General features: G+C 64.8%; 25 protein-coding genes. 17 read left to right on the top strand and 8 right to left on the bottom strand.

Going from position 1 to position 26,589, the window contains the following annotated elements:
* The first annotated feature begins 1 nt into the window (after position 1).
* Both VGD10_RS06890 and ligA read left to right on the top strand, forming a co-directional pair.
* Positions 2-1,003, top strand: a complete 1,002-nt coding sequence (locus tag VGD10_RS06890; protein WP_331040066.1) for a restriction endonuclease — start codon at positions 2-4, stop codon at positions 1,001-1,003.
* The gene (gene ligA, locus VGD10_RS06885; RefSeq protein WP_331040065.1) at positions 1,000-3,045 is read left to right on the top strand and encodes an NAD-dependent DNA ligase LigA; all 2,046 of its coding nucleotides are present in this window, start codon (positions 1,000-1,002) and stop codon (positions 3,043-3,045) included. The genes VGD10_RS06890 and ligA overlap by 4 nt, the downstream gene beginning before the upstream one ends.
* On the opposite strand, the gene VGD10_RS06880 is transcribed toward ligA, so the two are convergent.
* Genes VGD10_RS06880 through VGD10_RS06870 form a run of 3 tightly spaced genes read right to left on the bottom strand, consistent with a single transcriptional unit; the run spans position 3,042 to position 6,045 of the window.
* Positions 3,042-3,911 carry a 50S ribosomal protein L11 methyltransferase gene (locus VGD10_RS06880; RefSeq protein ID WP_331040106.1) on the bottom strand — a complete coding sequence of 290 codons (870 nt, stop codon included), beginning with the start codon at positions 3,909-3,911 and terminating at the stop codon, positions 3,042-3,044. The genes ligA and VGD10_RS06880 overlap by 4 nt on opposite strands.
* A gap of 43 nt (positions 3,912-3,954) precedes the next feature.
* Positions 3,955-4,656, bottom strand: coding sequence for an SDR family oxidoreductase (locus tag VGD10_RS06875; RefSeq protein WP_331040064.1), 702 nt, complete (start codon positions 4,654-4,656; stop codon positions 3,955-3,957).
* Positions 4,657-4,701: 45 nt separating this feature from the next.
* The gene (locus VGD10_RS06870; protein WP_331040063.1) at positions 4,702-6,045 is read right to left on the bottom strand and encodes a methyl-accepting chemotaxis protein; all 1,344 of its coding nucleotides are present in this window, start codon (positions 6,043-6,045) and stop codon (positions 4,702-4,704) included.
* A 156-nt stretch (positions 6,046-6,201) separates the two neighbouring features.
* On the opposite strand from VGD10_RS06870, the gene sdhC reads away from it, so the two are divergent.
* The 5 genes from sdhC (at position 6,202) to creD (ending at position 10,641) form a co-directional block, all read left to right on the top strand.
* Entirely contained in the window at positions 6,202-6,594 is a 393-nt protein-coding gene (gene sdhC / locus VGD10_RS06865) for a succinate dehydrogenase, cytochrome b556 subunit (RefSeq protein WP_331040062.1), read from the top strand.
* A complete protein-coding gene (gene sdhD / locus VGD10_RS06860) occupies positions 6,594-6,983 on the top strand; it encodes a succinate dehydrogenase, hydrophobic membrane anchor protein (RefSeq protein ID WP_331040061.1) in 390 nt (129 codons plus the stop codon). Before sdhC ends, sdhD begins: the two co-directional genes overlap by 1 nt.
* Positions 6,983-8,770: a succinate dehydrogenase flavoprotein subunit gene (sdhA, locus tag VGD10_RS06855; RefSeq protein ID WP_331040060.1), complete on the top strand. Its 1,788-nt coding sequence runs from the start codon at positions 6,983-6,985 to the stop codon at positions 8,768-8,770. Before sdhD ends, sdhA begins: the two co-directional genes overlap by 1 nt.
* A 53-nt stretch (positions 8,771-8,823) precedes the next feature.
* A complete protein-coding gene (locus tag VGD10_RS06850) occupies positions 8,824-9,132 on the top strand; it encodes a TM2 domain-containing protein (protein ID WP_331040059.1) in 309 nt (102 codons plus the stop codon).
* Positions 9,133-9,234: 102 nt separating this feature from the next.
* Complete coding sequence (gene creD / locus VGD10_RS06845) at positions 9,235-10,641, top strand: cell envelope integrity protein CreD (protein ID WP_331040058.1); 1,407 nt, start codon at positions 9,235-9,237, stop codon at positions 10,639-10,641.
* A gap of 2 nt (positions 10,642-10,643) precedes the next feature.
* Here the strand turns inward: creD and VGD10_RS06840 are convergent, their stop codons facing one another.
* Positions 10,644-11,048, bottom strand: coding sequence for a helix-turn-helix domain-containing protein (locus VGD10_RS06840; protein WP_331040057.1), 405 nt, complete (start codon positions 11,046-11,048; stop codon positions 10,644-10,646).
* Positions 11,049-11,136: 88 nt separating this feature from the next.
* On the opposite strand from VGD10_RS06840, the gene VGD10_RS06835 reads away from it, so the two are divergent.
* From VGD10_RS06835 to zapE, 4 genes are read left to right on the top strand one after another with little or no spacing between them, the layout of a single operon-like run.
* Positions 11,137-11,598: a nuclear transport factor 2 family protein gene (locus tag VGD10_RS06835; protein ID WP_331040056.1), complete on the top strand. Its 462-nt coding sequence runs from the start codon at positions 11,137-11,139 to the stop codon at positions 11,596-11,598.
* A gap of 14 nt (positions 11,599-11,612) precedes the next feature.
* Positions 11,613-12,011, top strand: a complete 399-nt coding sequence (locus VGD10_RS06830) for a hypothetical protein (protein ID WP_331040055.1) — start codon at positions 11,613-11,615, stop codon at positions 12,009-12,011.
* Between the two features lie 49 nt (positions 12,012-12,060).
* A complete protein-coding gene (locus tag VGD10_RS06825; protein WP_331040054.1) occupies positions 12,061-12,846 on the top strand; it encodes a succinate dehydrogenase iron-sulfur subunit in 786 nt (261 codons plus the stop codon).
* A 7-nt stretch (positions 12,847-12,853) separates the two neighbouring features.
* Positions 12,854-13,960 carry a cell division protein ZapE gene (gene zapE / locus VGD10_RS06820; RefSeq protein WP_331040053.1) on the top strand — a complete coding sequence of 369 codons (1,107 nt, stop codon included), beginning with the start codon at positions 12,854-12,856 and terminating at the stop codon, positions 13,958-13,960.
* Here zapE and VGD10_RS06815 read toward each other — a convergent pair.
* Positions 13,957-14,553, bottom strand: coding sequence for a hypothetical protein (locus VGD10_RS06815; RefSeq protein WP_331040052.1), 597 nt, complete (start codon positions 14,551-14,553; stop codon positions 13,957-13,959). The genes zapE and VGD10_RS06815 overlap by 4 nt on opposite strands.
* A gap of 211 nt (positions 14,554-14,764) precedes the next feature.
* On the opposite strand from VGD10_RS06815, the gene mdh reads away from it, so the two are divergent.
* From mdh to VGD10_RS06785, 6 genes are read left to right on the top strand one after another with little or no spacing between them, the layout of a single operon-like run.
* Entirely contained in the window at positions 14,765-15,727 is a 963-nt protein-coding gene (gene mdh / locus VGD10_RS06810) for a malate dehydrogenase (protein WP_331040051.1), read from the top strand.
* Positions 15,728-15,739: 12 nt separating this feature from the next.
* Complete coding sequence (gene sucD / locus VGD10_RS06805; protein ID WP_331040050.1) at positions 15,740-16,624, top strand: succinate--CoA ligase subunit alpha; 885 nt, start codon at positions 15,740-15,742, stop codon at positions 16,622-16,624.
* Between the two features lie 22 nt (positions 16,625-16,646).
* Positions 16,647-19,454, top strand: a complete 2,808-nt coding sequence (locus VGD10_RS06800; RefSeq protein ID WP_331040049.1) for a 2-oxoglutarate dehydrogenase E1 component — start codon at positions 16,647-16,649, stop codon at positions 19,452-19,454.
* Positions 19,455-19,456: 2 nt separating this feature from the next.
* Positions 19,457-20,743 carry a 2-oxoglutarate dehydrogenase complex dihydrolipoyllysine-residue succinyltransferase gene (gene odhB / locus VGD10_RS06795; protein WP_331040048.1) on the top strand — a complete coding sequence of 429 codons (1,287 nt, stop codon included), beginning with the start codon at positions 19,457-19,459 and terminating at the stop codon, positions 20,741-20,743.
* Positions 20,744-20,752: 9 nt separating this feature from the next.
* Complete coding sequence (lpdA, locus tag VGD10_RS06790) at positions 20,753-22,147, top strand: dihydrolipoyl dehydrogenase (RefSeq protein WP_331040047.1); 1,395 nt, start codon at positions 20,753-20,755, stop codon at positions 22,145-22,147.
* Entirely contained in the window at positions 22,147-22,776 is a 630-nt protein-coding gene (locus tag VGD10_RS06785) for a trimeric intracellular cation channel family protein (protein WP_331040046.1), read from the top strand. The genes lpdA and VGD10_RS06785 overlap by 1 nt, the downstream gene beginning before the upstream one ends.
* A 2-nt stretch (positions 22,777-22,778) precedes the next feature.
* Here the strand turns inward: VGD10_RS06785 and VGD10_RS06780 are convergent, their stop codons facing one another.
* The 3 genes from VGD10_RS06780 to sppA all read right to left on the bottom strand — a co-directional run bounded on the left by VGD10_RS06780 (position 22,779) and on the right by sppA (position 26,436).
* Entirely contained in the window at positions 22,779-23,939 is a 1,161-nt protein-coding gene (locus VGD10_RS06780; protein WP_331040045.1) for an aspartyl/asparaginyl beta-hydroxylase domain-containing protein, read from the bottom strand.
* Between the two features lie 95 nt (positions 23,940-24,034).
* Positions 24,035-24,571: an N-acetyltransferase family protein gene (locus tag VGD10_RS06775; RefSeq protein WP_331040044.1), complete on the bottom strand. Its 537-nt coding sequence runs from the start codon at positions 24,569-24,571 to the stop codon at positions 24,035-24,037.
* A complete protein-coding gene (gene sppA, locus VGD10_RS06770; protein ID WP_331040043.1) occupies positions 24,568-26,436 on the bottom strand; it encodes a signal peptide peptidase SppA in 1,869 nt (622 codons plus the stop codon). The genes VGD10_RS06775 and sppA overlap by 4 nt, the downstream gene beginning before the upstream one ends.
* Positions 26,437-26,589 lie beyond the last annotated feature (153 nt).

Genomic DNA, 26,589 nt, shown 5'->3' with positions numbered 1-26,589 from the left:
GATGCGTCCCATGTGGAAGGTCAATGCCGGGCGCAGAAGCGTTCTCGCGGGGGAGTTCTTGAGTCGTGGGGTCGTTGCTATCGGGTGGCGTGAGGCGGGCGACTACAGCGGTGCAAGAAGCCGCTCGGAAGTGCTGCAGCGGGTAGCTGCTGCGTATCCCGACCATACAGATCAACAGAATCACGTTGGCGCCGGGCAGGTGTGGCGATTTCTTGACGAGGTTACCGTCGGCGACTCCGTGCTAACCTATGACCCGGCCACCCGCCTCTACCACCTCGGCGAAATCATCGGCCCTCCCCGATACGCGCCCGACCAGATCGAAGCTCTTCCAGTGCAGCGGGCTGTGCAATGGACGGCGGCTGTGTCCCGCGATGCACTCTCACAGGCGGCCAAAGGACGATTGGGAGCCATTCTGACCTTGTTCAAAGTGGCCGACGAGACCGTGGCAGAAATCATGCGCTTGGCGGATGGGAATTCGCAGCCTCTGCCTACACTTGGAGATTCCGAGGATCAGACCACATTGGCGGCCGCAGATCCGTTTGCCGAGCTCGAGGATCAGGCGATCGAGCGCATTAAGGATCGGCTGCTCGCGCTTGATTGGGAGGAAATGCAAGAACTTGTGGCCGCATTGTTGCGTGCGCTCGGCTATCGAACGATCGTCTCACCTGTCGGCGCGGATCGCGGCAAGGACATCATTGCCTCCCGTGATGGTTTCGGCTTCGAACGTCCACGCATTGTTGTCGAGGTCAAACACCGGAAGGGGGCAATGGGCGCGCAAGAGATCAGAAGCTTCCTTGGCGGCCGGCACGCGGACGACCGCGGCCTCTATGTAAGTACCGGGGGTTTTACGAAGGACGCGCTCTATGAGGCGGAACGGGCGTCGACAGTCACTCATCTCATGACATTGGACGGTCTGGCCGAGGCCCTGATCAATCAATACGACCAGCTTGACGAGCGTGGTCGTCGACTTCTGCCTCTACGCCGCATTTACTGGCCGGCATGACCGAAGCCGAGGCTGCGGAGGAGCTGGAGCGGCTCGCGCGGGAGATTGCGCGGCATAACCGGCTTTATCACGATCAGGATGCGCCGGAGATTACCGACGCGGAATATGACGCGCTGGTGCGCCGCAATGCGGAGCTGGAGCGGCAGTTTCCGCGTTTGGTGCGGGAAGACAGCCCGTCGAAGCAGGTAGGGGCGTCGCCGTCAGGCGCGCTTGCCAAGGTGCGGCATGCGGTGCCGATGCTCAGCCTCGACAATGCCTTCAGCGACGAGGATGTGGCTGATTTCCTTGGGCGTGTTCGGCGTTTCCTGAACCTCCCTCAGGATGAGGGGATCGCGCTTACCGCCGAGCCCAAGATCGACGGCCTTTCCTGCTCACTCCGCTACGAGAAGGGGCGGCTGGTGCTGGCGGCGACCCGCGGCGACGGCACGACCGGCGAGGATGTGACGGCGAACGCCCGCACGATTGCCGAGATACCCCAGAGCCTGCCGCCCGGCGCGCCGGACGTCTTCGAGGTACGCGGCGAGGTCTATATGTCCAAAGCCGCCTTCGCCGCCCTTAATGCGCGGCAGGAGGAGACGGGCGGCAAGATCTTCGCCAATCCGCGCAACGCCGCGGCTGGCTCGCTCCGGCAGAAGGATCCGGCGGTCACCGCCGCCCGGCCCTTATGTTTCCTTGCCCATGGCTGGGGCGAGGTCTCTGGCCTGCCCGGCGGGACGCAGGCGGAGGTGGTGGACGTCATCCGCGGCTGGGGCTTTCCCGTTTCCGACGACTTCCGACGGTTCGCCGACATGGCTTCGCTGCTCGCCCATTACCGCGGCATCGAGGCCAAGCGAGCCGACTTGCCGTTCGATATCGACGGTGTCGTCTACAAAGTAGACCGGCTGGACTGGCAGCGGCGGCTCGGCGCCATCGGCAAGGCGCCGCGCTGGGCGCTCGCGCATAAATTCCCGGCCGAGCGCGCGCAGACGACGCTGACCGCCATCGACATCCAGGTGGGGCGGACGGGCAAGCTGACGCCCGTCGCGCGGCTTGAGCCTGTCACAGTCGGCGGCGTCGTCGTCACCAACGCGACGCTCCACAACAAGGACGAAATCGAGCGGCTCGGCGCACGCGTGGGCGACCGGGTGGTGCTTCAGCGCGCCGGCGACGTGATCCCGCAGATCGTCGAGGTGCTGACCCGCGATGAGGATCGGCCGCCCTTCGTCTTCCCGGATCATTGCCCACAATGCGGCAGCGAAGCTGTGGCGGAGGAAGGCGAAGTGGACATTCGCTGCACCGGCGGCCTCATCTGCCCGGCCCAGCGGTTCGAACGTCTGCGCCACTTCGTCTCGCGCGGTGCGCTCGACATCGAAGGTCTAGGCGAAAAGACCATCGCCGAGTTCACCGCGCTCGACTGGCTGAAGGAGCCTGCCGACATCTTCCGGCTCCACCGGCACCGGGACGAGCTGATCGGCCGCGAAGGCTGGCAGGCGAAGTCGGTGGACGCGCTTCTTACCGCGATCGAAGCGAAGCGGCAGCCCGATGCGGCGCGGCTGCTGTTCGGCCTCGGTATCCGCCATGTCGGCATCGTCACCGCCCGCGACCTCATGAAATGCTTCGGCACCTTGCCGCGCCTTCGCGAAGCCGCGGTGGCCGCGCATGCCGGCGACGCCGACGCGCTGGCGGAGCTTACCAGCGTCAGCGGCATCGGGCCCGCAGTGGTGGCCGCCCTCGGCGATTTCTTCCACGAGCCGCACAATATCGAGGCGTGGGACGATCTTCTCGCTGAGGTTCAGCCGCCGGAATATGTGGTGGAGACGCGGCAATCGCCCGTGACCGGCAAGACGTTGGTTTTCACCGGCAGCCTCGAAACCCTATCCCGCGACGAAGCCAAGGCGCAGGCCGAGGCATTGGGCGCAAAGGTCGCGGGTTCAGTGTCGGCCAAGACGGATCTGGTGATCGCGGGCCCTGGCGCCGGCTCGAAGCTCAAGAAGGCGGCGGAGCTTGGGGTCGAGGTGATCGACGAGGCGGCCTGGAACGCGCTCGTCGCCGCGGCCGGTTAGCGCCAGCCGAGCGCCCGGCGCTTTCGCATCACCAGGGTCGGCCATTCGCCGCGGACGATGCGGAAGCTCGCCATCATGCCCTGACGGCGATAGGCGGCGGCGACCTTCTCCGCCTGATGGTCGAGTAGGCCCGCTAGGATCAGGCGCCCGCCTGCTTCCAGCGCACCCGTGACTGAGGGGGCGAGCTCGATCAACGGCCCGGCAAGGATGTTGGCGATGATGAGGTCATAGGGTGCGCGGGCGGACAGGCGCGGATGCTCCATGCCTGCCGCCACCGCCAGCTCCACCTGCCCTCGGGCGCGACCGAGCGGTATGCGGTTGATGACGGCATTCTCCTCCGTCACTTCGATGGAAACGGGGTCGATATCGGAAGCCGCGACGCGAGCGGCGGGCCATAGCTTCAGCGCCGCGAAGGCGAGGAGGCCGGTGCCGGTGCCGAGATCGAGAATGTTGGAGAAGTTGCCGCCCGTCTCCTTCAGCTTGTCGAGCGCCATCAGGCAACCGGTGGTCGTTTCATGCTGCCCTGTGCCGAAGGCGCGGCCGGCGTCGATTTCGAGCGCGACTGCGTCTGCGGGCACTTCGTTCCGATGCGCAGGGGTGTGCACGAAAAAGCGGCCGGCGCGGATCGGCTCAAGCCCCTGCTGGCTGAGCGTCACCCAGTCTTCCTCCGGAAGCTTCTCGACCGTCGGCTGCGCATCGCCGGCGCTCGGCACCAGCGACTTGAGCAGCGCCAGCGCTTCGGCATCGGGCTCGGTATCGAAATAGGCGTCGAGCCGCCAATCATTGGCCCGCGACGGATCGGGCTCGCTGGTCATCAGCACCGGAGGCGAGTCCAGCAGCGCAAACTGCGTGATGTCCCCCTGCATCGCCTCGGCCTCCGCCTTGGTGCAGGGGAGGGTGACCTTCCAGCTATCGGACAAACGACGCCCCATTCACATCTATGACCGCGCCCGTCGATGCGGGCGGCGCATCCAGGGCGAGCCAGCGCACCGTTTCCGCCACTTCGTCCGCCGTGGAAGGGCGGCCGATCGGCAGGTCGCCGAGGGCCGCTATGCCGCCGCGGCTTTCGAGATATTCCTCGACCATGCCGGTGACGGTGAAGCCGGGTGTCACTGTGAAGGCGTAAATGCCCTCGCCCGCATAAGCGCGGGCGATCGTCTTGGTCATCGCAACCATGCCGGCCTTTGACGCGGCATAATGCCAGTGATCCGGGCTGTCGCCGCGATAAGCGGCACGGCTGGAGACGTTGACGATGCGCCCGCCGTCGCCGCGCTCGCGGAAGTGGAGGACGGCGAGGCGGCAAAGCTCCGCTGATGCATGAAGATTGATCTGCATGGTGCGCTGCCAAGCCGCAGCCCACTCGTCGTCGCTGCTGGCGATCGGCGCGGCTTCGAAGATGCCGGCATTGTTGACGAGCACGTCGATGCGTCCGTCGAGCCGCCCCATCGCCTCCCACCAGAGCGCGCGGGTTTCCTGTGGGCTGGAAAGGTCAGCCCCAATCAGCCCTTCGCCGCCGCGCGTAGAATGACCGACCACATTGTGCCCCTTCAGCGCCTGAAGGATCGCTGCGCCGATGCCCCTGCTTGAGCCGGTTACCAGAATGTTTGCCATGGGGCCGCGTTAGCGGCTGGCCCCATGGCTGAAAAGGTGTGGAGTTTACGCCGCGAAGTTGCGGACGAAGCTGGTGGTCGATTCCTTGAATTTCGCGAGCTGCTCGTCGACGTGGCTGAAGCTCTTTTCCACTTCGTCGATCTCGCTTGCGACTTGTTCGGTGTCGGCGCGGATCGCGGCGATGGTCGAGGACATGGAGTCGGCGGCAAGAGCGGTTTCGTCGACTGCGGCGGTGATCATCGTCACCGTCTGAGCCTGCGTCTCCATCGCCTCGCGGATGCGGTCGGCGCTGGTCTGTACCTCTTCCACCGTTTGCTGGATCGAATGGTTAGCCTCCACCGTCTGCTTCGTCGCCTGTTGGATGGCTGCGATCTTGGTGGTGATGTCGTCGGTCGCACGCGCGGTCTGCGAGGCGAGCGACTTAACTTCCTGCGCAACGACAGCGAAGCCGCGGCCCGCATCGCCCGCACGCGCCGCCTCGATGGTGGCGTTGAGGGCGAGGAGATTGGTCTGGCCGGCGATGTCGCGGATCAGGCCGAGAATCGATTCGATCGCCTCGACATGGGCGGAGAGCGCCTTCGAGACGTTCACCGCTTCGGACGCCTGGCCACCGGCGCGGGTGGCAACGCCTGCCGCGACCTCGACTTCGTTCCGGGCCTCCTCGATCGCCATGATGAGGCCGGCGGCCGTCTGCGCGGCTTCGCGCATCGCGACGGCTGATTGTTCGGCGGCGGCCGCGACTTCGCTCGTCTTGCCGAGCATCCCGCGCGCAGCGGTCGAGGCTTCCGAGGCTTGGGCGCGGAGGATGCGGCTGTCGGCGGCCGATTTCTCGACGACGCTGACGACCTCATTGCTGAACTGCGCAGCCCGCTGCAGGCGCGTGTCGCGCTCGCCGCGGCTACGGAGCAGGTCGAAATGAGCCGCGTAGACATCCATCTCGACAAGGGTGGCGACGGTTAGCGCACGGGACAGGCGCATGAAGCGCTGCGGATCCTTGGCGAGCGCCTGGACGAGAATGTCATGGGCGCGGGCCGAACCGGCGGAAATGCCGGCGTAGAGCGTGGTCAGCGACACCTTGCTGGCGGCGGCGCGGCGCACATAGTCGCGCACCATGTCGGCCCATTTCTGACCATGGATGTTGCTGTACTTCGCCTCGATATAAGGTTTGATGCGCTCGGTGAGCTCGCCAAGCTTTTCAGCGGTGATCGGCTGACTGATCTCGGGCGAGCGGGCATATTGCGTCCAGAAGGCGCGGGCGACGATTTCGACATCGTCGCTGATCAGGTTCCAGATTTCGGCGCAATCATTCGCAAGGCTGCCGCCCTCGTCGAACAGAGCGATACGCTCCTTCACCAGAACTTCGCCGCCGTCCGCCTTCTTCCCGCTCATCGTCACTACCCGTCTTGTGCTGAATTCGAAGCCGGGATTTAGAGCGCCAGTGGTTAAGATGACGTTAGTTAACGCGCACCTTTGCCCCTCGCACTTGCAACCTTGGCGCACCTGCCTAAAAGCGGCGGCAATTCCAAAACCGGAGCCTGTCGCTTCATGCCTCGCAACCCGTCACGGCCGCTGTCGCCGCACCTCACCATCTGGAAATGGGGCCCGCACATGCTGGTCTCTATCCTGCACCGTATTACCGGCGCGGGCCTTGCGACGGTGGGAGCCGCAGCCCTGGTCTGGTGGCTGGTCGCCGCAGCGACGAGCGCTGAGGCGTATGCCGATTTCGTCGAGGTGGCGACGAGCTGGTTCGGCATCCTCGTCGGCGTCGGCCTTACCTGGGCCCTGTTCCAGCATACGCTTTCCGGCATCCGCCATTTCGTGCTCGACATGGGCGCGGGCTACGAGCTTTCGACCAACAAGCGCTGGGCGCTGGTGACGCTCGGCCTTTCGCTGGCGCTCACCATCGCCTTCTGGCTCCTGATCGTGGGGATCGACTGATGCGGGTAAGAAGCGCCATCGGCGAAGTACGCGGCCTCGGATCGGCGCGTTCGGGCGCCCATCATTGGTGGCTTGAGCGGCTCACCTCGATTTCGACCTTGCTCCTCTTCATCTGGTTCATGGTCTCGATCCTGCGCATGCCGTCGCTGGGTCACGGTCCGGTGGTCGAATGGCTGAGCTCCCCGCTCGTCGCCATCCCGATGCTGCTCCTCATCGTCTCGACCTTCTGGCACCTGAAGCTCGGCCTTCAGGTCGTGATCGAGGATTATGTGCATGAGGAAGGGACGAAGCTCTTCTCGATTACCCTCCTCAACTTCTTCACCATCGCCGGCGCGGCTTCGGCCGTCTTCGCCGTGCTCAAGATCGCCTTCGGCGGAGATGCTTCCTAATGGCTGAAGCCTACAAGATTATCGATCATACCTACGACGTCGTCGTCGTGGGCGCCGGCGGCTCCGGCCTGCGTGCGACCATGGGCGCGGCCGAGCAGGGCCTCCGCACCGCCTGCGTCACCAAGGTCTTCCCGACCCGCAGCCATACGGTCGCCGCACAGGGCGGCATTGCCGCTTCACTTGGCAATATGGGTCCGGATCACTGGACCTGGCACATGTACGACACCGTCAAAGGCTCCGACTGGCTCGGCGACCAGGACGCGATCGAATATCTCTGCCGGGAGGCTCCGGCCGCCGTTTACGAGCTCGAACATGCCGGCGTGCCGTTCAGCCGCACCAATGAAGGCCGCATCTATCAGCGCGCCTTCGGGGGCATGATGCAGAATATGGGCGAAGGCCCGCCCGCGCAACGTACCTGCGCCGCCGCCGACCGCACCGGCCATGCGATGCTGCACGCGCTCTATCAGCAGAGCCTTAAATACGACGCCGACTTCTTCATCGAATATTTCGCCATCGACCTGATCATGGAAGGCGGCGAGTGCCGGGGCGTGATCGCGCTCTGCATGGAAGACGGCACCATCCACCGCTTCCGCGCGCAGGCGGTGGTGCTTGCGACCGGCGGCTACGGCCGCGCCTATTTTTCGGCGACTTCGGCCCATACCTGTACCGGCGATGGCAATGCGATGGTGCTCCGCGCCGGCCTGCCGCTCCAGGACATGGAGTTCGTCCAGTTCCACCCGACCGGCATTTACGGCGCGGGCGTGCTCATCACGGAGGGGGCGCGCGGCGAGGGCGGCTATCTCACCAATTCTGAAGGCGAGCGCTTCATGGAGCGCTATGCGCCGTCGGCGAAGGACCTTGCCTCGCGCGACGTCGTCTCCCGCTCGATGGCGATGGAGATCCGCGAAGGGCGCGGCGTAGGTAAGGAGAAGGACCATATTTACCTTCACCTCGACCATATCGACGCCAAGATCCTGGCCGAACGGCTCCCGGGCATCACCGAAACCGGTAAGATTTTCGCGGGGGTCGATCTGACCCGCCAGCCGCTGCCCGTGGTGCCGACCGTGCATTATAATATGGGCGGCATCCCGACCAATTATCATGGCGAGGTGGTGACTCTGAAGGACGGCAACCCGGACGCTGTGGTGCCCGGCCTGTTCGCGGTTGGCGAAGCGGCCTGCGTCTCGGTTCACGGCGCCAACCGTCTCGGCTCCAACAGCCTGATCGATCTCGTCGTGTTCGGCCGCGCCGTCGGCCACCGCGTCGGCGAACTGCTGAAGTCCGGCGCCGCGCAGCGCCCGCTTCCGAAGGGATCGGAAGAGATGTCGCTCACCCGGCTCGATTATTTCCGCTTCGCCAAGGGCGGCAGCCCGACGGCCGAAATCCGTACCGCGATGCAGAAGACGATGCAGGCCGACTGCGCCGTCTTCCGCACCGAAGCGACGCTGGAGGAAGGAAAGGCGAAGATCGACCAGGTGTTCAGCCGCATGGTCGACATCAACGTCACCGACCGCAGCCTCATCTGGAACACCGACCTTATCGAGACGCTTGAGCTCGAAAATCTCATCGCTCAGGCGGTCGTGACGATGCACAGCGCCGCCAACCGTAAGGAAAGCCGCGGCGCCCACATGCACGAGGACTACCCTGAGCGCGACGATAAGAACTGGATGAAGCACACCATCGCCTGGTTCGACAAAGGCCGCGTGACCATCGATTACCGCCCGGTGCACGACTACACGCTCACGGACGAGATCAGCTACATCAAGCCCAAGGCGCGGGTTTACTAAGCTTTAGAAGCAGCTATGCATAAGCCCTCAGCACACATTGCTGGAGGGGGACCATGGCTACTAGAGCCGTCGGAAATTTCGTTCATTGTCGTGACTGCGGATCAGAGATTGCTCGGTCTGCGGTGAGTTGTCCGCAGTGCGGCGGTCGTCAGCGCTCCGGGGCGGGAAAGAGCAAGATCGCGGCAGGCTTCATTGCCTTGTTCCTCGGCGGCTTAGGCATTCACCGCTTCTACCTCGGGCAATGGTGGGGTTTGTTCTATCTCCTTTTCTGCTGGACCTTCATCCCTGCGGTGATTGCGCTCGTGGAAGCGATCGTGTTTTTCTGCACCTCAGACGAGGCGTGGGAGCAGAAATACGGTTAGACGCCGAAAGCTCATCAAAATCTCAGGCCCTGCTCATGCCGCTCACGGGGGATCGGGCTAATTGCTCACGATTGATCAAGAACTGAGCTGGAGATTGCATCGATGGGCCTGTTTTCTGCCGAACGTTCGCCGGGAGCCAAGCTCCTTCTCGCGCTTCTCGTCGGCGTGGTGCTTTCCATCCCGCTCTTTTCGGTCTGGCTGCTCGTCTACGACCGGCAGCAGCAGTCGCAGACCGCGCTTGCGTCGACTGCGGAAGGGTGGGGCGGGCCGCAGCAGATTGCCGGGCCTCTGCTCGTCATTCCCTATCGTTCGACTGTTGCTGAGACGGTGACAGAAGGCGGCAGGCGGGTCGTCCGCTCTCGCGAAGTCTGGCAGGAGCTGACGCTTTCGCCCGAAGTGGTGGACGTCGAAAGCAAGATCACGCCGGAGCGGCGGAGACGCTCCATCTATGAAGTGGTAGTCTATGAAGCGGGCGTCAGCGGTAAGGCGCGCTTTGCCATGCCCGCGGACCTTTCGCGCTTCGGCGTTGCGGTGGCCGACATGGCGCTGGAGCGTGCCGAGCTTCGCTTCGGCCTCACCGACCCGCGCGGCCTTTACGGTCAGCCGCCCCGCGTCAGTGTTGGCGGTCAGAAGCTCCGGCTTCAACCGGGCGGCGGAACGCCGCAGACCGGCCCGTCCGGCTTCTTCGCTTGGCTCGACGCGCGGCCGCTCGCCGGCCGGCCGATAGTCGCCGACTTCTCTTTCGCCTTCCGCGGCAACGGCTGGGTCAGCCTTGCTCCGCAAGCGGGCGACACGCGCTGGCGCGTCACCTCGCCATGGCCGCATCCCTCCTTCCAGGGCGGCTTCCTTCCATCTGAGCGCCGCGTCACGGATCAGGGCTTCACCGCCACCTACCGCGTCGGCAATCTTGCGCTCGTGCAGTCGCTGGTCAGCACCGGCCCCGCCACACCGCGCGAACGGGTTCCGCCGCCGCCGCGGGGCGTGCAGCATGTGGAGGTCGCCAGCGCCTATGGCGGCGGCAGCGGCTACGACGCCCGCATCGATCTCGTGCAGCCGGTCGACCTCTATTCGCAGGTGAACCGCGCCACCAAGTACGGCTTCCTGTTCATCGGCTTCACCTTCCTCGCCTTCCTGCTTTTCGACGTGATCGGCGGCGTCCGCGTCTCCGCGGTAGAATATCTGCTGGTGGGCGCGGCTTTGGTGCTGTTCTTCGTGCTGCTCCTCGCGCTCGCGGAGGTAATCGGCTTCACCCCCGCTTACATCGCGGCCAGCGCCGCCATCATCGGCCTCAACACCGCCTATTCGGCGGCGGTGCTGAAGAGCTGGCGACGCGCGGCCTTCATCGGCGCGCTGCTGACCGGCCTCTATGTGGTGCTCTATATCCTCCTCAGCCTCGAAGCCTTCTCGCTCCTCATCGGATCGCTGATGCTCTTCGCGGCGCTCGCGGCGGTCATGTACCTCACCCGCAACCTCAACTGGGGCGGCAGGACGGCCGCCGAAGCCGGCTAGCCTCAGTCTTCAGTATCATCGGGTGACGAGGAGATACCCAGTATCTCCTCGTGCACGCCGGTCAGGCCCCAAGCGATGATCGCCTCTATCACCGGCACCAGCCCGCGCCCGCGATCTGTGATGCTATATTCGACCTTCGGCGGCACCATCTCATATTGCTTGCGGCTGATCAGGCCCCTCTCCTGAAGCTCCTTCAGCTCCCGGCTGAGGATGCGCGGCGTCACCGCGGCGCTGAGGCTGCCTTTAAGGAGGGCGGTGCGGAGCTCCCCATAACGATGCGGCCGCTTGTGGAGCAGCCACAGGATACGAAGCTTATACTTGCCGCCGACGATGCGGCCGAAGCCGATGGCTGGGCACAGCTTGATGTCGTCTGGGGACTTTAGGGGCGTCTGGGCGAGTTGACTCATAGTATCGTTTTTGACCGTACTTGCGATTCCGTACTACTCACCGATAAGCTCCTCTCATCGACCAATCAAGGCGCGGAGGAGAGGTGACATGAATGCTGATGTGGGACGACGGGAGGCATTGGCGTTGGGCGCGAGCGGGTTGCTGGGAGCCTTGGCAACGCCTGCCGCCGCGAGCGAGCCGGACGATCTCCGAAAGACAAGCGCAGCCTATCTCGCGGCCTGGGCCGCCAAGGACTTGGATGCGATCAGCCGCCATGTTCACCCGGAGGTGCGGTTCACGGGGCCAATGGCGCAATTTGAGGGGCGGGACGCATTCCTTCAGTCGAGCCGACGCATTTTTACGCTGCTGGAGACGTTCGAAGTCCGCTCGGCGTTTGTCGAGGGGGAGCGTGGGATGTTCGCCTACGACTTCGTCTGCAGGGAACCGATCGGCCGCTGCCGCACCGCGGAGCTGGTCGGGTTCAAAGGCGGCCTCATTCGCGAAATCGAGCTTTTGTACGACGCGCGGCCGTTCGAGGCGGCCCTGCGCGCTGCCGGAGCAGGCAAGTGAAAGGCGCCCGGAAGGTGGGTGGCCGTATCCTCCTCGGGCTTGCGGCCCTGGGTCTGCTTGCCGGAGGGATCGTGCACGCTGCAGCCTTTCCGAAAGCCGCAACGCAGATCGGCGAGGCGAAGCTAACGCCGTTCCTTTCGGGGTCGTTCAAGGCGTTGTGGCTGATCGACTCGATGGTTCAGCTGCTGCTTGCGCTTCTTCTGACACTGGTCCTGTTCAGACCCGCGATCGCGGGTCGGCCGACGCTCGTCATATTGGGCCTCGTCCCGCTCGGAACGGCCGTACTGATTACCATCTTCCTCGGCGGCTTCCCCGCAATTTACCTGCTCGCCGGCTGCGCTCTCGCAACAATTGTCGGCGGTCTGCTTCATGAGGCCGGAGCGACAAGCACCCTCGAACCAACTGACCATTGAGTAGCGGGGAGGGAGCCGCTATCTCGCGGCCAACCTTCAAGGATGAGACATGGCCGAATTCGCGCTCCCCAAGAACAGCAAGATCAAAGGCAAGGGCAGGGAGCATAAGGCGCCGCCGGGGGCGAAGCGCGTCAAGGCGCTGAAAGTCTATCGCTACGATCCCGACAGCGGCGAGAACCCGCGTTACGACAAGTTCGAGATCGACCTCGACGAGACCGGCCCGATGGTCCTCGACGCGCTCATCAAGATCAAGTCGGAGCAGGATCCGAGCCTTACCTTCCGCCGCTCCTGCCGCGAGGGCATTTGCGGCTCCTGCTCGATGAACATGAACGGGCGGAACGGCCTCGCCTGCACGACCGCGATCGAGGACATGAAGGGCGAGATCCGCATCACGCCGCTCCCGCACATGGATGTGATCAAGGACCTCGTGCCGGACTTCACCCACTTCTTCGCGCAATATGCCTCGATCCAGCCTTGGCTGAAGACCGTGTCGCCGACTCCATCCGGCAAGGAGCGGCTGCAGTCGCCGGAGGACCGGGCCAAGCTCGACGGCCTCTACGAGTGCATCCTCTGCGCCTGCTGCTCGTCGTCCTGCCCGAGCTATTGGTGGAATTCGGACAAGTTCCTCGGCCCCGCCATCCTGCTCCAGGCCTATCGCTGGCTCGCGGACAGCCGCGACGAATATACAGGCGAGCGGCTCGACGATCTCGAGGACCCGTTCCGCCTCTATCGCTGCCACACGATCATGAACTGCGCCAACGTGTGCCCCAAGGGCCTCAACCCCGCCAAGGCAATCGCCGAAACCAAGAAGATGCTGGTCGAGCGCGCCGTTTAGGCCGCGAGTGGCTTCGGTACTCCAACGCTACGAAGCCCTTGTTGCGGCGGGCGAGCTTCGCCCGGACGAAGACCAGCTGAAGGCAGTGGCGGTGCTGGACCGCCTTGCCGCCGAACTGGGCGAGGGGTGTAAGCAGGGCCTTTGGTCGCGCCTCACCGGGCAGAAGCCGAAGCGACCGCGCGGCATCTACATGTGGGGCGGCGTGGGGCGCGGCAAATCCATGCTGATGGACCTCGCGTTCTCCTCCATTGCGGTCGAGCCCAAGCGCCGCGTGCATTTCCATGAATTCATGCTGGAGGTGCACGAGCGGCTCCGCGAGGAGCGGAAGAGCGAAAGCGGCGATCCCATCCCGCCCGTCGCCAAGACCATCTCATCGGAGGCGCGCATCCTCGCCTTCGATGAGATGGTTATCAACAACAGCGCCGACGCGATGATCCTGTCGCGGCTCTTCTCCCATCTGCTGGACGAGGGCGTGACGGTTATCACCACCTCCAACCGGCCGCCGCGGGATCTCTATCTCGGCGGGCTAAACCGCGAGCTGTTCCTGCCCTTCATCGATCTTATTGAGCGGGAGCTGGACGTGGTGCCGCTGAACGGCCCCACCGACTATCGGCTGGAGCGGCTGGGCGGCTTTCCCACCTGGTATGTGCCGAACGGGCCGGAAGCCACGGAAGCGCTCAGCAAGGCCTTCTTCCGCCTCACCGACTATCCGCCCGAGGACCGCCAGCATGTACCGTCGGAGGACATTCCGGTTCAGGGCGGCCGTACCCTCTACGTACCGAAGGCGCTGAAGGGCGTCGCCGTCTTCTCCTTCAAGCGCCTCTGCGGAGAGGCGCGCGGCGCCCCCGACTATCTCGCCATCGCCCGCCGCTACCACACGATCATCATCGTCGGCATCCCGAAGCTGGGGCCGGAGAACCGCAACGAGGCCGCCCGCTTCGTCACCCTGATCGATGCCCTTTACGAGCATAAGGTGAAGCTCCTCGCCGCCGCCGACGCGCAGCCGTCCGAGCTCTACAAGAAGGGCGACGGCGCCTTCGAATTCGAACGCACCGCCTCCCGCCTCATCGAAATGCAGTCAGAGGATTATCTGGCTGCCGGCCATGGCCTTTAAAGAACCAGATCGATCACGCTGCTGATCAGCCGCGTCGTCGGGTCCACTACATAGACCCGCTGCTGGTCGTAATAGTAACGATAGCGGTTCGGGTCGTAGCTCGGGATCTGGCTGATATATTGCTGCGGCACCGTCACGTAGCGATAGCCCGACGGCAGCCGCTGACCGGCGCTGTACATTTGCCGCGCCTGACCCGGGGGGATACAGGCAGGCGTCTTGTTCGCGAGCCCCGGCGGGCAGAAATTCACGTTCCGGCTGCCGCTTTCATAGCGGTCCAGGATGCCGTTGCCGTTCCGGTCCAGTGTCCGCTGAAGCCTGCCTTCGCGATAATCGAGGATACCGTCGCCATCGGTGTCGCGCTCGAAGCGGTCGAGAATTCCGTTGCGATTGGCATCGACGCGGCCGGCAGCGCTGGAATTGCGGGCCGTGGAAGCCTTATTCTGGGCGCGCACATTGGTGCGAGCCTGTCCCTTGCCCTTGGCCGCATTCTGCGTCTTCGCGGCCTGACTCTTACCCTTGCCCTGGCCTTGCGCGGCGGCCGGCACCGACACGGCCATGGTGGCGGCGCCGATCAGCAATAGAAGGTTACGCATGTTCACACTCCTCACCGTTTAAAGTGAACGGAGATCAACGAAGACACTGAGGCGCTCGTTTCGAGAATGGGACGAGTTGTGGCGCCGATACGCCCAAAAAACCCGCTCCGGAAGGTTGCCCCCTCCGCCTCGCGGGGCTAAGCGGGCGCACATCTTGCGGCCGCTCGTCTCGGCCGACCTCGCTAGGCCTAGGTGAAAGGACAGGAGTCGCATGGCTCGGAAGAAAATTGCCCTGATCGGCGCGGGCATGATCGGCGGCACGCTCGCCCATCTCGCCGGCATTCGCGAAATGGGAGACATCATCCTCTTCGACATCGCGGAAGGCATTCCGCAGGGTAAGGCTCTGGACCTCGCCCAAGCCGCCCCGGTCGAAGGCTTTGATGCTCGCCTCAAGGGCACCAACGACTATGCCGACATTGGCGGCGCGGATGTGTGCATCGTCACCGCCGGCGTGCCGCGGAAGCCCGGCATGAGCCGCGACGACCTGCTCGGCATCAACCTGAAGGTCATGAAGGCGGTCGGCGAGGGCATCAAAACGCATGCGCCGAACGCCTTCGTCATCTGCATCACCAACCCGCTCGACGCGATGGTCTGGGCGCTCCGCGAATTCTCCGGCCTGCCGCACAATATGGTGGTCGGCATGGCTGGCGTGCTGGACTCGGCGCGCTTCCGCCACTTCCTTGCGGAAGAATTCAACGTTTCGGTCGAGGACGTCACCGCTTTCGTGCTCGGCGGCCATGGCGACACAATGGTGCCGGTGGTCCAATATTCGACCGTCGCGGGCATTCCGATCCCGGACCTCATCAAGATGGGCTGGTCGACCCAGGAGAAGATCGACGCCATCGTCCAGCGCACCCGCTCCGGCGGTGGCGAGATCGTGCAGCTGCTGAAGACCGGTTCGGCTTACTACGCTCCCGCCACCAGCGCCATCGCAATGGCCGAGAGCTATCTGAAAGATAAGAAGCGCGTCCTTCCGGCCGCTGCCAACCTCACCGGCCAGTACGGCATCAGCGACCTCTATGTCGGCGTGCCCGTCGTGATCGGCGAAGGTGGTGTCGAGAGGATCGTCGAAATCGAACTCGACGAGACGGCGCAGCAAAATTTCCAGGTGTCCGTGGACGCCGTCAAGGAACTGCTCGAAGCCTGCAAGGGCATCGACGGCTCGCTGGCTTAAGGAGCGGCGGCCATGAGCATTCTCGTTAACGCGAACACCAAGGTCATCACACAGGGGATGACCGGCAATACCGGCACTTTTCACACCGAGCAGGCGCTCGCTTACGGCACCAAGATGGTCGGCGGCGTCACGCCCGGTAAGGGTGGCACCACCCATATCGGCCTTCCCGTGTTCGACACGGTTGCGGAAGCGGTAGAGAAGACCGGCGCCGACGCATCCGTCGTTTATGTGCCGCCGCCCTTCGCCGCGGACTCGATCCTTGAGGCGATCGATGCGGAAGTGCCGCTGATCGTTTGCATCACCGAGGGCATTCCGGTGCTCGACATGGTGCGGGTGAAGCGCGCGCTCACCGGCTCCAGGTCGCGCCTGATCGGCCCGAACTGCCCCGGTGTGCTGACGCCGAACGAGTGCAAGATCGGCATCATGCCAGGCAACATCTTCAAGAAGGGTTCGGTCGGCGTGGTCTCCCGCTCCGGCACGCTCACCTACGAAGCGGTGTTCCAAACCTCGAACGAAGGCCTCGGCCAGACGACGGCTGTCGGCATCGGCGGCGATCCGGTGAACGGCACCAACTTCATCGACGTGCTTGAGCTGTTCCTTGCCGACGACGAGACCAAGTCGATCATCATGATCGGCGAGATCGGCGGTTCGGCCGAAGAGGAAGCGGCGCAGTTCATCAAGGACGAGGCGAAGCGTGGGCGGAAGAAGCCGATGGTCGGCTTCATCGCCGGCCGCACGGCGCCTCCGGGCCGCCGTATGGGCCATGCCGGCGCGATCGTGTCCGGCGGCAAGGGCGGCGCCGAAGACAAGATCGCCGCGATGGAAGAGGCTGGAATTCGCGTGTCGCCGAGCCCATCTGAGCTTGGCACCACTTTGAAGGCGCTGCTGAACGGCTAGCGCGGCAACAAGAGACAGACACATGTTCGGCGAAGGCGAACGCGAACAGGGACCCAGCTGGGCCCGCAGCAACTGGCCGGTAAGCGAGCTGGACGAGGTCAATGCCGGCCTCGATCCGACTTTGATGTCGATCGAGCCGGTCGCAGCCAAGGCCAAGGCGGCGGCCGTGGCCGCGGGGAAGTCCGACGCCGACATTCGCCAGGCGGCGGAGGATTCGATCCGCGCGATGATGCTGATCCGCACCTACCGGGTGCGCGGGCATCTTGCCGCCAATCTCGATCCGCTCGGCCTCGCCAAGCGCGACCTTCCCGCCGACCTGACGCCCGAATTCCACGGCTTTACTGGCGCCGCGCTCGACCGGCCGGTCTATCTCGGCGGCTCGCTGGGTTTCGAAACCGCCACGGTCCGCGAGATCGTCGAGGTTCTGCGCCGCAATTACTGCGGCAATGTCGGTCTCGAATATATGCACATAAACGACCTCGAGGAGCGGCGCTTCCTTCAGGACCGGATGGAAGGCCGTACCGCGGAGATCAGCTTCACGCCGGAAGGCAAGCAGGCGATCCTTTCGAAGGTGATCGAGGCGGAGCAGTGGGAGAAATTCCTCGCCCGCAAATATGTCGGCACCAAGCGCTTCGGTCTTGATGGCGGCGAAGGGATGATCCCGGCGCTGGAAGGCGTCATCAAATATGGCGGCCAGTACGGCGTCCGCGAGATGGTGATCGGCATGGCCCATCGCGGCCGCCTCAACGTGCTCGCTAACGTGATGGGGAAGCCCTATCGCGCCATCTTCAGCGAATTTGCCGGCGGTTCCGCCAATCCCGAGGATGTCGGCGGTTCGGGCGACGTCAAATATCACCTTGGCACATCATCAGATCGCGAGTTCGACGGCATTCAGGTGCACATGTCGCTGGTGCCCAACCCCAGCCACCTCGAAGCGGTCGACCCGGTCGTGCTCGGCAAGACGCGCGGCGTCCAGATGCAGCGCGGCGATGTGGACGGCACGCAGGTGTTGCCGGTACTCCTCCACGGCGACGCGGCCTTTGCGGGACAGGGGATCGTCGCCGAATGCTTCGGCTTCTCCGGTCTTCCGGGCTACGCGACCGGCGGCACACTCCACTTCGTGATCAACAATCAGGTCGGCTTTACCACCTCCCCGCAATTCGCCCGTTCCTCGCCCTATCCGTCGGACATTGCGAAGAGCGTTCAGGCGCCGATCTTGCACGTCAACGGCGACGATCCGGAGGCGGTGACCTTCGCCTGCAAGGTGGCGATCGAATATCGGCAGAAGTTCAAGCGCGACATCGTCATCGATATGTGGTGCTACCGCCGCTTCGGCCACAATGAGGGCGACGAGCCGAGCTTTACGCAGCCGCTCATGTACGCCGCAATCCGCAATCATCCGGCTGTGTCCGACATTTACGGGGCCCGGCTGGTCAAGGAAGGTGTGGTCGACAAGGCCTGGATCGACGGCCGCATCGGCGAATTCACGCAGCTCCTCGAAACCGAGTTCGAGGCTGCGAAATCCTATCTGCCGAACAAGGCCGACTGGTTCGAAGGCCGCTGGAGCGGCTTCGGCAAGCCCGATACGCCGGAGACGGAGCGCCGCAATGTCGAAACCTGCATTGCGGCCGACATGTTGCAGGAAATCGGCCGCACGCTGACAACTGTCCCCGAGGACGTGACGGTCCATAAGACGCTGCAGCGCATCCTCGACGCGAAGCGCGAGATGTTCGCGAGCGGCGCTGGCTTCGACTGGGCGACGGCCGAGGCCCTCGCGTTCGGCGCGCTCATCAAGGAAGACTATAACGTCCGGCTGTCCGGGCAGGATAGCGGCCGCGGCACCTTCAGCCATCGCCATGCCGTCTGGGTCGATCAGACCAATGGTGCGAAATATATCCCGCTGACGCATGTCGAAGGTGGCGGGCGTTTCGAAGTGCGCGACAGCCCGCTTTCCGAATTCGGCGTGCTTGGCTTCGAATATGGCTATGCCTCTTCCGATCCTCGCACCCTCGTCCTCTGGGAAGCGCAGTTCGGCGACTTCGCCAACGGCGCGCAGGTCATCATCGATCAGTTCATCGCCGCCGGCGAGGCCAAGTGGCTCCGCGCCAACGGCCTCGTGATGCTGCTTCCGCACGGCTATGAAGGGCAGGGGCCGGAGCACAGCTCGGCGCGTCTCGAACGCTTCCTTCAGCTTTGCGCCGAAGACAATATGCAGGTGGCCAACGTCACCACGCCCGCCAACTACTTCCACATCCTCCGCCGCCAGATGCACCGCGATTTCCGGAAGCCTCTGGTGATCGTGACGCCGAAATCGCTGCTTCGCCACAAGGCGGCTGTCTCGACCGCTGCGGACTTCACCGACGAAGGCCATTTCCGCCGGATCCTCTCCGATCCGAACACGCCGGCCGATCAGGACGTGAAGCGGCTCGTCCTCTGCTCGGGCAAGGTCGCCTACGACCTAATGGAAGCGCGCGACAAGGCGGGCGACCGGAACACGTCGATCGTCCGGATCGAGCAGCTTTATCCCTTCCCGTCCGAACCGCTCGTTGCGCGCCTCCAGCGCATGACCAACCTCGAAGAGGTGGTCTGGGCGCAGGAAGAACCGAAGAATAACGGCAGCTGGTTCTTCGTCGAGCCGTTTATCGAAGCATGTCTCGTCGAAGCCGGTGTGAAGCCGCGGCGGCCGCTTTATGCGGGCCGCGCCGCGTCCGCGTCGCCCGCCACCGGCCTTGCCAAGCGGCATGCAAGCGAGCAGGCGGCATTGATCGAAGAGGCGCTTGGCCATAGCAGCGGCGATGCGCAGCCGCTCAGAGCAGGCTCAAAGGGGTAAAGATGGCGACCGACGTTACCGTACCGACGCTGGGGGAATCGATCACCGAAGCGACCTTGGGCCAGTGGCTGAAGAAGCCCGGCGAGGCGGTCGCGGCGGACGAGCCGATCGCAAGCCTCGAAACCGACAAGGTCGCCGTCGAAGTGCCCTCGCCCGTCGCCGGTGTGATGGGCGAACAGGTCGTCGCCGAAGGCGCGACGGTGAATGTCGGCGCTCTGATCGCCCGCATCGAAGCCGGCGACGGCGCTGCCCCGGCTCCCGCCGAAGCCGCCGTTCAGGCGTCGGAAGTGAACCCCGCCGGTCCTGCCGAGACGCCGGCGCTAAAGGAAGACGAACACGCGCCCCACGCCGAAGGCGGCGAGGAGGGCGGCAGCCTCACCCTGTCGCCGGCCGTTCGCCGCGTCGTGCTGGAACACGGCCTCGATCCGTCCAAGATCAAAGGCACCGGCAAGGACGGCCGCCTCACCAAGGACGACGTCCTCGCCGCCGCCAAGGCGGAAAAGGCACAGCCCGCTCCGGCCGCCGCGCCCGCCTCTGCGCCACCTTCGCAACCTTCCAAGCCCTTCCAGCCGTCCGCGCCCACCGGCGAACGCCGCGAGGAACGGGTGCGGATGACGCGCCTACGCCAGACCATCGCGGCGCGCCTCAAGGAGGCGCAGAACACCGCCGCCCTGCTCACCACCTTCAACGACGTCGATATGTCGGCGGTGATGGAGGCGCGGGGCCGCTACAAGGATCTGTTCGAGAAGAAGCACGGCATCCGCCTCGGCTTCATGGGCTTCTTCGTTAAGGCAGCCGCGCTCGCTGCCCGCGATGTGCCTGCCGTGAACGCCTATATTGAAGGCGACGAGATCGTCTATCACGACTATCTCGACGTGTCGGTGGCGGTGAGCGCCCCCAACGGCCTCGTCGTACCGGTGATCCGCAACGCCGACCGGCTGAGCTTCGCCGACATCGAGAAGACGATCGCCGACTTCGGCAAGCGCGCCAAGGAAGGCACGCTGTCGATGGATGAGATGCGCGGCGGCACCTTCACCATTTCGAACGGCGGCGTGTTCGGCTCGCTCCTCTCGACGCCGATCATCAATCCGCCTCAGTCGGCGGTGCTCGGCATGCACCGGATCGAGGAGCGGCCGGTGGTGCGCGACGGCCAGATCGTCGTCCGGCCCATGATGTATCTGGCGCTCAGCTACGACCATCGGCTGGTGGACGGGCGCGAAGCGGTCACCTTCCTCGTCCGCATGAAGGAAGCCATCGAGGATCCGACGCGCCTCCTCATCGATCTTTAGGAACAGCACATGGCAGACACCAATTTCGACGTGATCGTCATCGGCGCGGGGCCGGGCGGCTATGTGGCCGCGATCCGCGCGGCGCAGCTCGGGCTCAAGACCGCCTGCGTCGAGAGCCGCGAGACGCTTGGCGGCACCTGCCTCAATGTCGGCTGCATCCCCTCCAAGGCCCTGCTGCACGCCTCTGAACTGTTCGAGGAAGCGGCGCACGGTACCCTCGCCAAATGGGGCGTGAAGACGCAAGGGGTCGAGCTCGACCTCGGCGCCATGCATGCCGGCCGTCTCGAAGCTGTGAAGGGCCTCACCGGCGGCATCGAATTTCTGTTCAAGAAGAACAAGGTCACCTGGCTCAAAGGGCAGGGCCGCTTCACCGCCAAGAACAGGGTCGATGTCGCAGGCACGGAATATACCGCCAAGCATATCGTCATCGCGACGGGCTCTTCGGTGACCCCGCTGCCGGGCGTGGAAATCGATCAGGAGCGGATCGTCGACTCAACCGGCGCGCTTGAGCTTCAGAATGTGCCGCAGCATCTCGTCGTCATCGGCGGCGGCGTGATCGGGCTTGAGCTCGGCTCCGTCTGGAAGCGGCTGGGTGCCAAGGTCACGGTCGTCGAGTTCCTCGACCAGATCCTGCCCGGCATGGACGCCGACGTTCGCAAGGAAGCGAACAAGATCTTCAAGAAGCAGGGCTTCGAATTCCGCCTCTCGACTAAGGTCACCAAGGCGGAGAAGAAGGGCGACGGCCTTACCCTAACCATCGAGCCCGCCGCGGGCGGCGCCGCCGAAACCATCGAAGCGGATGCCGTGCTCGTCGCCATCGGCCGCCGCCCCAATACGGAAGGCCTCGGTCTCGAAGCCGCCGGTATTCAGCTCAACAAGCGCGGCCAGATCGAGGTCGATCACGACTTCCGCACCGGCGTCGAAGGGGTCTACGCGATCGGTGACGTGACCCCCGGCCCGATGCTCGCGCACAAGGCTGAGGATGAGGGCATCGCCGTGGCCGAGATACTCGCGGGTCAGATCGGCATCGTGAACCACGATGTGATCCCCAGCGTCGTCTATACGATGCCCGAAATCGCCGGCGTCGGCCTCACCGAAGAGCAGGCGAAGGAGCAGGGCGAGATCAAGGTCGGCAAGTTCCCGATGCTCGGCAACAGCCGCGCCAAGACAAACCGCGAAGCCGATGGCTTCGTGAAGGTGATCGCCGATGCCCGCAGCGACCGGGTGCTTGGCGTCCATATTGTCGCCTCGGTCGCCGGCACCATGATCGCCCAGGCCGCGCAGGCGATGGAGTTCGGCGCCACCAGCGAGGACATCGCCTATACCTGCCACGCCCACCCGACCCATTCGGAGGCGCTGAAGGAAGCGGCGATGGCAGTCACTGGCAAACCCATTCACGTCTAGTGGAGCCCGCGGGCGCCGCTGCCGTCATCGGGCCGGTCCTCGGCTATCTCGATTATGCCGGCATCGCCGTGTTCGCCCTTTCCGGCGCAGTAGTTGCCGCGGCCAAGCGCCAAACCCTGGTCACCTTCGTCTTCTTCGCGGTGATTACCGGCGTCGGCGGCGGCACCGTTCGCGATCTCCTGATCGGAGCGCCGGTCTTCTGGCTTGAAGACAATATCCTGCTCTTCATCTGCCTTGCCGCCGCGCTTGCCGTGTGGCTGCTGCCGCAGCGCATCTGGAAGGGCGATACATTGCTCTGGCTCGATGCGGTGGGGCTTGCCGCCTATGCCACCTTCGGCGCGGCAAAGGGGCTCGCCTACGGCGTCGCGCCATTGCCAGCCATCGCCATGGGGGTTCTCACCGCCTGCACCGGCGGCATCATTCGGGACGTCCTGACGGGGGAGCCTTCGATCCTGATGCGCCCCGAGCTCTACGTCACCGCCGCGGCGCTCTCGGCGGCGACCATGGTCGGCCTGCTCCTTCTCGGCACGCCTGATTATGCGGCGGGCGCTGTCGCGGCCCTGCTCGGCTTCGGCCTTCGCGCCGGAGCAATCCTGAAAGCTTGGGCGCTGCCCGGCTACCGCCGCTAGGCCTACAGCCCTCCCGCTGCCTCGCCGCCCTCGGTTCCGATCAGCGCTGCAACAGCCTCACGCTCAGCTTCGCTGAGGTCCGGGTGCCAGATATCGAAGATGAAGACCACGCGCAGCTGGTCCGTCGGGTTCAGCGCCTCATGCTCGATCGTGTCGTCGAACACGAATGCCTCGCCACGCTTCCAATAGCGCGTTTGCGCGCCCACCCGGAACCAGCAGCCTTCTGGCACCACCAGAGGCAGATGGCAGACGAGCCTTGCATTGTTGATCCCGACGTGCGGAGGGATTTGCGTGTTCGGAGCGAGGAGGGAGAACATCGCGTTCGGCGACGCGTCCGAAATGACGGGCTGCGGGAAATGCTTCAGAAGCTTCATGGTCTGCGGACAATGGCGCGCATTGGCCTCGATCCTGCGGCCGTTCTGCAAAAGGTGGATCGCCGTCCAGTCGCGGCTGCGGTTGAGTGGCTGCCACTGCTGAAGCGGAAGATAATCTTCATATTGAATATAAGGCACGAGCTCCGCGCGCTCCGCGGCCATCACTGCTTCCAGCTCCGACGCGATCGTCTCCGTCGCCGCTTCAAGCTCGGCCAGCCAGGGGAACAGGCGGCGCGGATGAAACTCACGCTCCGCGATCTCCGGGAAATAATAATGGGTGGGATCGCTGTGATAATGTTTCGTCCGGCGAAGCACATTGCTGCGGAAGCGCGCGATCCGGGTCCGTTCCTCCTCATCCGCTTTTTGTTCGGCGGCGGCCATGTGCGCTTGCAGCCGCTTCTCGCGACCGTCCAGCCAGTCGGCATGGAGCCGCTCTCCGTCGGCGACGATCGCGGCAAGCTGCGGCGGCAGAGTGCCGTCCGGCCTCTGCGCCAAGGCATGACCCCAAGCCTCGCCGGCTTCGGGATCGGCCATTCTTTCAAGTAGGCTTGCCCGCATCAGAAGTGCGGTGAAGTCGAGTGGCGAGATAGCGAGCGCGGAATGCACCGCATCGAGGGCGGCGCGCGGCTGCCCCAATGCTCGGCAAATGCCGGCGAGCTTCAGGCGAATGGCCAGGTCGTTCGGCGCTGCTGCTGCAGCCCGGTCAAGAAGCTCCCGCGCCTGCATCAAATTCTGCTGGGCCAGCGCGCGATCGGCCCCCGCTAGTAATGCGCCGAGATCGTCAGCCACGATGACCGGCAGCTGGAGGTAGACCTGAAATCCATTGACGCATGCGGACAATGTGCCCGCAGGAGCGGTCGGGGCGCAAGCGGCTTCCGGGCAAGCTATAGATCAGCGAGCCTGATCGGCTCGGTCGGCGGATTGGTAGCCGGGGCGAGCGCTCGCTGCCATAGCCCTACGTCGAGCCAGCGGCCGCCCTTGTATCCGACCTGCCGGTAAACGCCGGCCGATACGAAGCCGAGCGCCTCATGGAGGCGAACGCTCGCATCGTTTGGCAGCGTGATGGCGGCGATCGCCTGGGCGAAGCGCTGCTTCTCGAGCGTGCGGATCAGCGCCTGGTAGAGCAGCCGTCCGGCGCCGCGGCCATGATATGCGGGATCGAGATAGACGCTGGTTTCCACCGCATAGCGATAGGCGGGACGCGGGCGGAAGGGTGTCGCATAGGCATAGCCGATCAGCCGCTCCTCGTCCGTCACCGCGGCATACCAGGGATAGAGGCCGCCGCCCGCTTCGATCCTTTGCCGCATCTCCTCTTCGTCCGGAGGCGTCACTTCGAACGAGACGGAGCTTCCCGTCACGTAAGGCGCGTAGATGGAAGCGATGGTCGCCGCGTCTTCGGGCGTTGCGGCTCGTACCCTCATGCTCCGAGCAGGCTCCAGAGGATGCGGGTCAGCGAACGCTCCTGCGCCGGCGAGGCCGCGGCGGGGGAGGGGCATTCGAGGCAGCGGGCCTGGATCGCGGGTCCCGCCGCAATGGCCTGCGCGTCGGCGAAGGCGCGCATCAGCAGCTGGCGGGGCTGCATGGCGATGCGGCTGAACACGTCCCGCGCCTCGGGTTCGGCCTCGCCGCTCTGCGCGGCGGTAAACCATTGCTCCCAGAAATCCGGCTCCTTTTCGAGATAGGCGACGCTCGTATCTCCTGGATCGAGGTTCGCGCGCCGTGCCGCCTCGGCAATCGCATCGTCCAGCGACCCAAACTGGTCGACAAGGCCGAGCTGCCGGGCTGTGCCGCCTGCCCAGACGCGACCCTGCGCAATCTGGTTCACTCGCTGCACCGGCATCTTCCGCGCGTCCGAGACCAGCCTCAGGAAGCGAACATAAGTCGATTCCACACCCATCTGCAGAAGCTGGCTCACCTGCGGCGAAATGCCGTTCAGCAGGTCCGGCTCGCCGGAAAGCGGCGTCGTCTTCACACCGTCCGCGCCGACGCCCAGCTTCTCGAGCGTGCCTTCGAAGCTCGGCAGCACGCCGAACACGCCTATCGATCCGGTGATGGTGGACGGCTCGGCGAAGATCCTGTCGCCCGCCATGGCGATCCAGTAGCCGCCGCTCGCCGCGACCGACCCCATCGAGATGACGACCGGCAGCCCTTTCGCCTTCGCCGCCAGCACCGCGCGGCGGATCCGTTCCGATGCCAGCGTGGAGCCGCCGGGCGAATCCACCCGCACGACCAGCGCCTTGAGATTGCCGCGCTCCAATCCCTTCATCAGCGCTTCGGTGACCGTCTCCGCGCCGGCGGTGCCAAGCTCCGCCTCGCCGTCGACGATGGTGCCAGCAACGGTGAGAACGCCGATCTCGCCATAGCTGTCGCCGGCAGGGTTGGCGGCCGTCCAGGCGTCGAGCGCCGTGTGCCGGAAGCTTCCGGGCACCGCTTCGTTTTCCGCGCCCGCGAGCTCCGCCATCCGCGCCTCGAATGCGCTCCGGTCGCCGAGTTTGTCGACGAGGCCGGCGCGGAGCGCCGCCTGCGCCATGTCGCCCCGCGCTTCCGCGATCCGTCGCACCGGCGCCGAGATATAGGGCGCAAGCTGCGCCTTCGGGCGCGCCTGCCGCACGTCCTGCTGCCAGCTTTCCCACAGGCTGGCGGCCAGCGCCTCGTTCGCCTCTCGCGATTCCGGCGACATGTCATTCCGCGTATAGGGCTCGACCGCGGCCTTATAGGTTCCGGCGCGATAGACGTTCGCCGTCACGCCGATTTTGTCGAGCAGACCCTTATAATAAAGGTTCGATCCGCCTGGGCCAGCGATCAACACTGCCCCCAACGGGTTCAGCCACACCTCGCTCGCATGCGCCGCAAGCTGGTAGCCGTCGTCGGTGTATCCAGTGGCGTAGGCGACCACCGGTTTTCCGGCGCGGCGGACTTCGTCGATCGCATCGGCGACATTGGCGACTGCCGTCTGGCCGCCGCCCATGAAGGCGTCGAGGTCGAGCGCCACCGCCTTGATCCGGTCGTCCGTCGCCGCGGCCTTGAGGCCATGGATGAGATTGCGGAGCCGGTGCTGCTTCGCCGCCGACGATCCGGTCAGCGCGTCGAACGGCGCCACGGTCTCCGGCTGCTCGGCGATGGTGCCGGAAAGGTCGAGCAGCAGCGCGCCTTCCCGAACGCTTCCCGCATAGGGCTTCGCCGTCAGCGCTGCGTAGAGGAGCCCAAAGAACAGGAGCATGAAGAGGAGGACCAGCCCGTCCTTGACGCCGACGAGCAACCGCCAAACCTTGCCCATGAACCGCATATCGCTTTTCCGTTCCTCTTGATCGCACGCACAGCTACCGGAGCAGCGCCTCACTGTAAAATCGGAAGCTCCTACGCCGCTTTCCAAAGGCAAATTTTCTGGCCGGAAACGCTTGACGACAGATGAACAGCGCCTACATGCGCCGCATTAGCA

Source organism: Allosphingosinicella sp. (assembly GCF_036402135.1).
GTDB lineage: Bacteria > Pseudomonadota > Alphaproteobacteria > Sphingomonadales > Sphingomonadaceae > Allosphingosinicella.
Note: the sequence above shows the minus strand (reverse complement) of the source record. Positions and strands in the feature narration are given on the sequence as shown.

Coding starts and splice junctions, on each gene's coding strand:
- VGD10_RS06890 (WP_331040066.1), top strand. CDS start 2: ATGCGTCCCATGTGGAAGGTCAATGCCGGGCGCAGAAGCGTTCTCGCG.
- odhB (WP_331040048.1), top strand. CDS start 19,457: ATGGCGACCGACGTTACCGTACCGACGCTGGGGGAATCGATCACCGAA.
- sdhC (WP_331040062.1), top strand. CDS start 6,202: ATGCCTCGCAACCCGTCACGGCCGCTGTCGCCGCACCTCACCATCTGG.
- mdh (WP_331040051.1), top strand. CDS start 14,765: ATGGCTCGGAAGAAAATTGCCCTGATCGGCGCGGGCATGATCGGCGGC.
- VGD10_RS06775 (WP_331040044.1), bottom strand. CDS start 24,571: ATGAGGGTACGAGCCGCAACGCCCGAAGACGCGGCGACCATCGCTTCC.
- lpdA (WP_331040047.1), top strand. CDS start 20,753: ATGGCAGACACCAATTTCGACGTGATCGTCATCGGCGCGGGGCCGGGC.
- VGD10_RS06825 (WP_331040054.1), top strand. CDS start 12,061: ATGGCCGAATTCGCGCTCCCCAAGAACAGCAAGATCAAAGGCAAGGGC.
- sdhA (WP_331040060.1), top strand. CDS start 6,983: ATGGCTGAAGCCTACAAGATTATCGATCATACCTACGACGTCGTCGTC.
- sppA (WP_331040043.1), bottom strand. CDS start 26,436: ATGCGGTTCATGGGCAAGGTTTGGCGGTTGCTCGTCGGCGTCAAGGAC.
- VGD10_RS06870 (WP_331040063.1), bottom strand. CDS start 6,045: ATGAGCGGGAAGAAGGCGGACGGCGGCGAAGTTCTGGTGAAGGAGCGT.
- VGD10_RS06875 (WP_331040064.1), bottom strand. CDS start 4,656: ATGGCAAACATTCTGGTAACCGGCTCAAGCAGGGGCATCGGCGCAGCG.
- VGD10_RS06800 (WP_331040049.1), top strand. CDS start 16,647: ATGTTCGGCGAAGGCGAACGCGAACAGGGACCCAGCTGGGCCCGCAGC.
- ligA (WP_331040065.1), top strand. CDS start 1,000: ATGACCGAAGCCGAGGCTGCGGAGGAGCTGGAGCGGCTCGCGCGGGAG.
- VGD10_RS06835 (WP_331040056.1), top strand. CDS start 11,137: ATGAATGCTGATGTGGGACGACGGGAGGCATTGGCGTTGGGCGCGAGC.
- VGD10_RS06840 (WP_331040057.1), bottom strand. CDS start 11,048: ATGAGTCAACTCGCCCAGACGCCCCTAAAGTCCCCAGACGACATCAAG.
- VGD10_RS06815 (WP_331040052.1), bottom strand. CDS start 14,553: ATGCGTAACCTTCTATTGCTGATCGGCGCCGCCACCATGGCCGTGTCG.
- sucD (WP_331040050.1), top strand. CDS start 15,740: ATGAGCATTCTCGTTAACGCGAACACCAAGGTCATCACACAGGGGATG.
- VGD10_RS06880 (WP_331040106.1), bottom strand. CDS start 3,911: ATGCAGGGGGACATCACGCAGTTTGCGCTGCTGGACTCGCCTCCGGTG.
- VGD10_RS06850 (WP_331040059.1), top strand. CDS start 8,824: ATGGCTACTAGAGCCGTCGGAAATTTCGTTCATTGTCGTGACTGCGGA.
- sdhD (WP_331040061.1), top strand. CDS start 6,594: ATGCGGGTAAGAAGCGCCATCGGCGAAGTACGCGGCCTCGGATCGGCG.
- creD (WP_331040058.1), top strand. CDS start 9,235: ATGGGCCTGTTTTCTGCCGAACGTTCGCCGGGAGCCAAGCTCCTTCTC.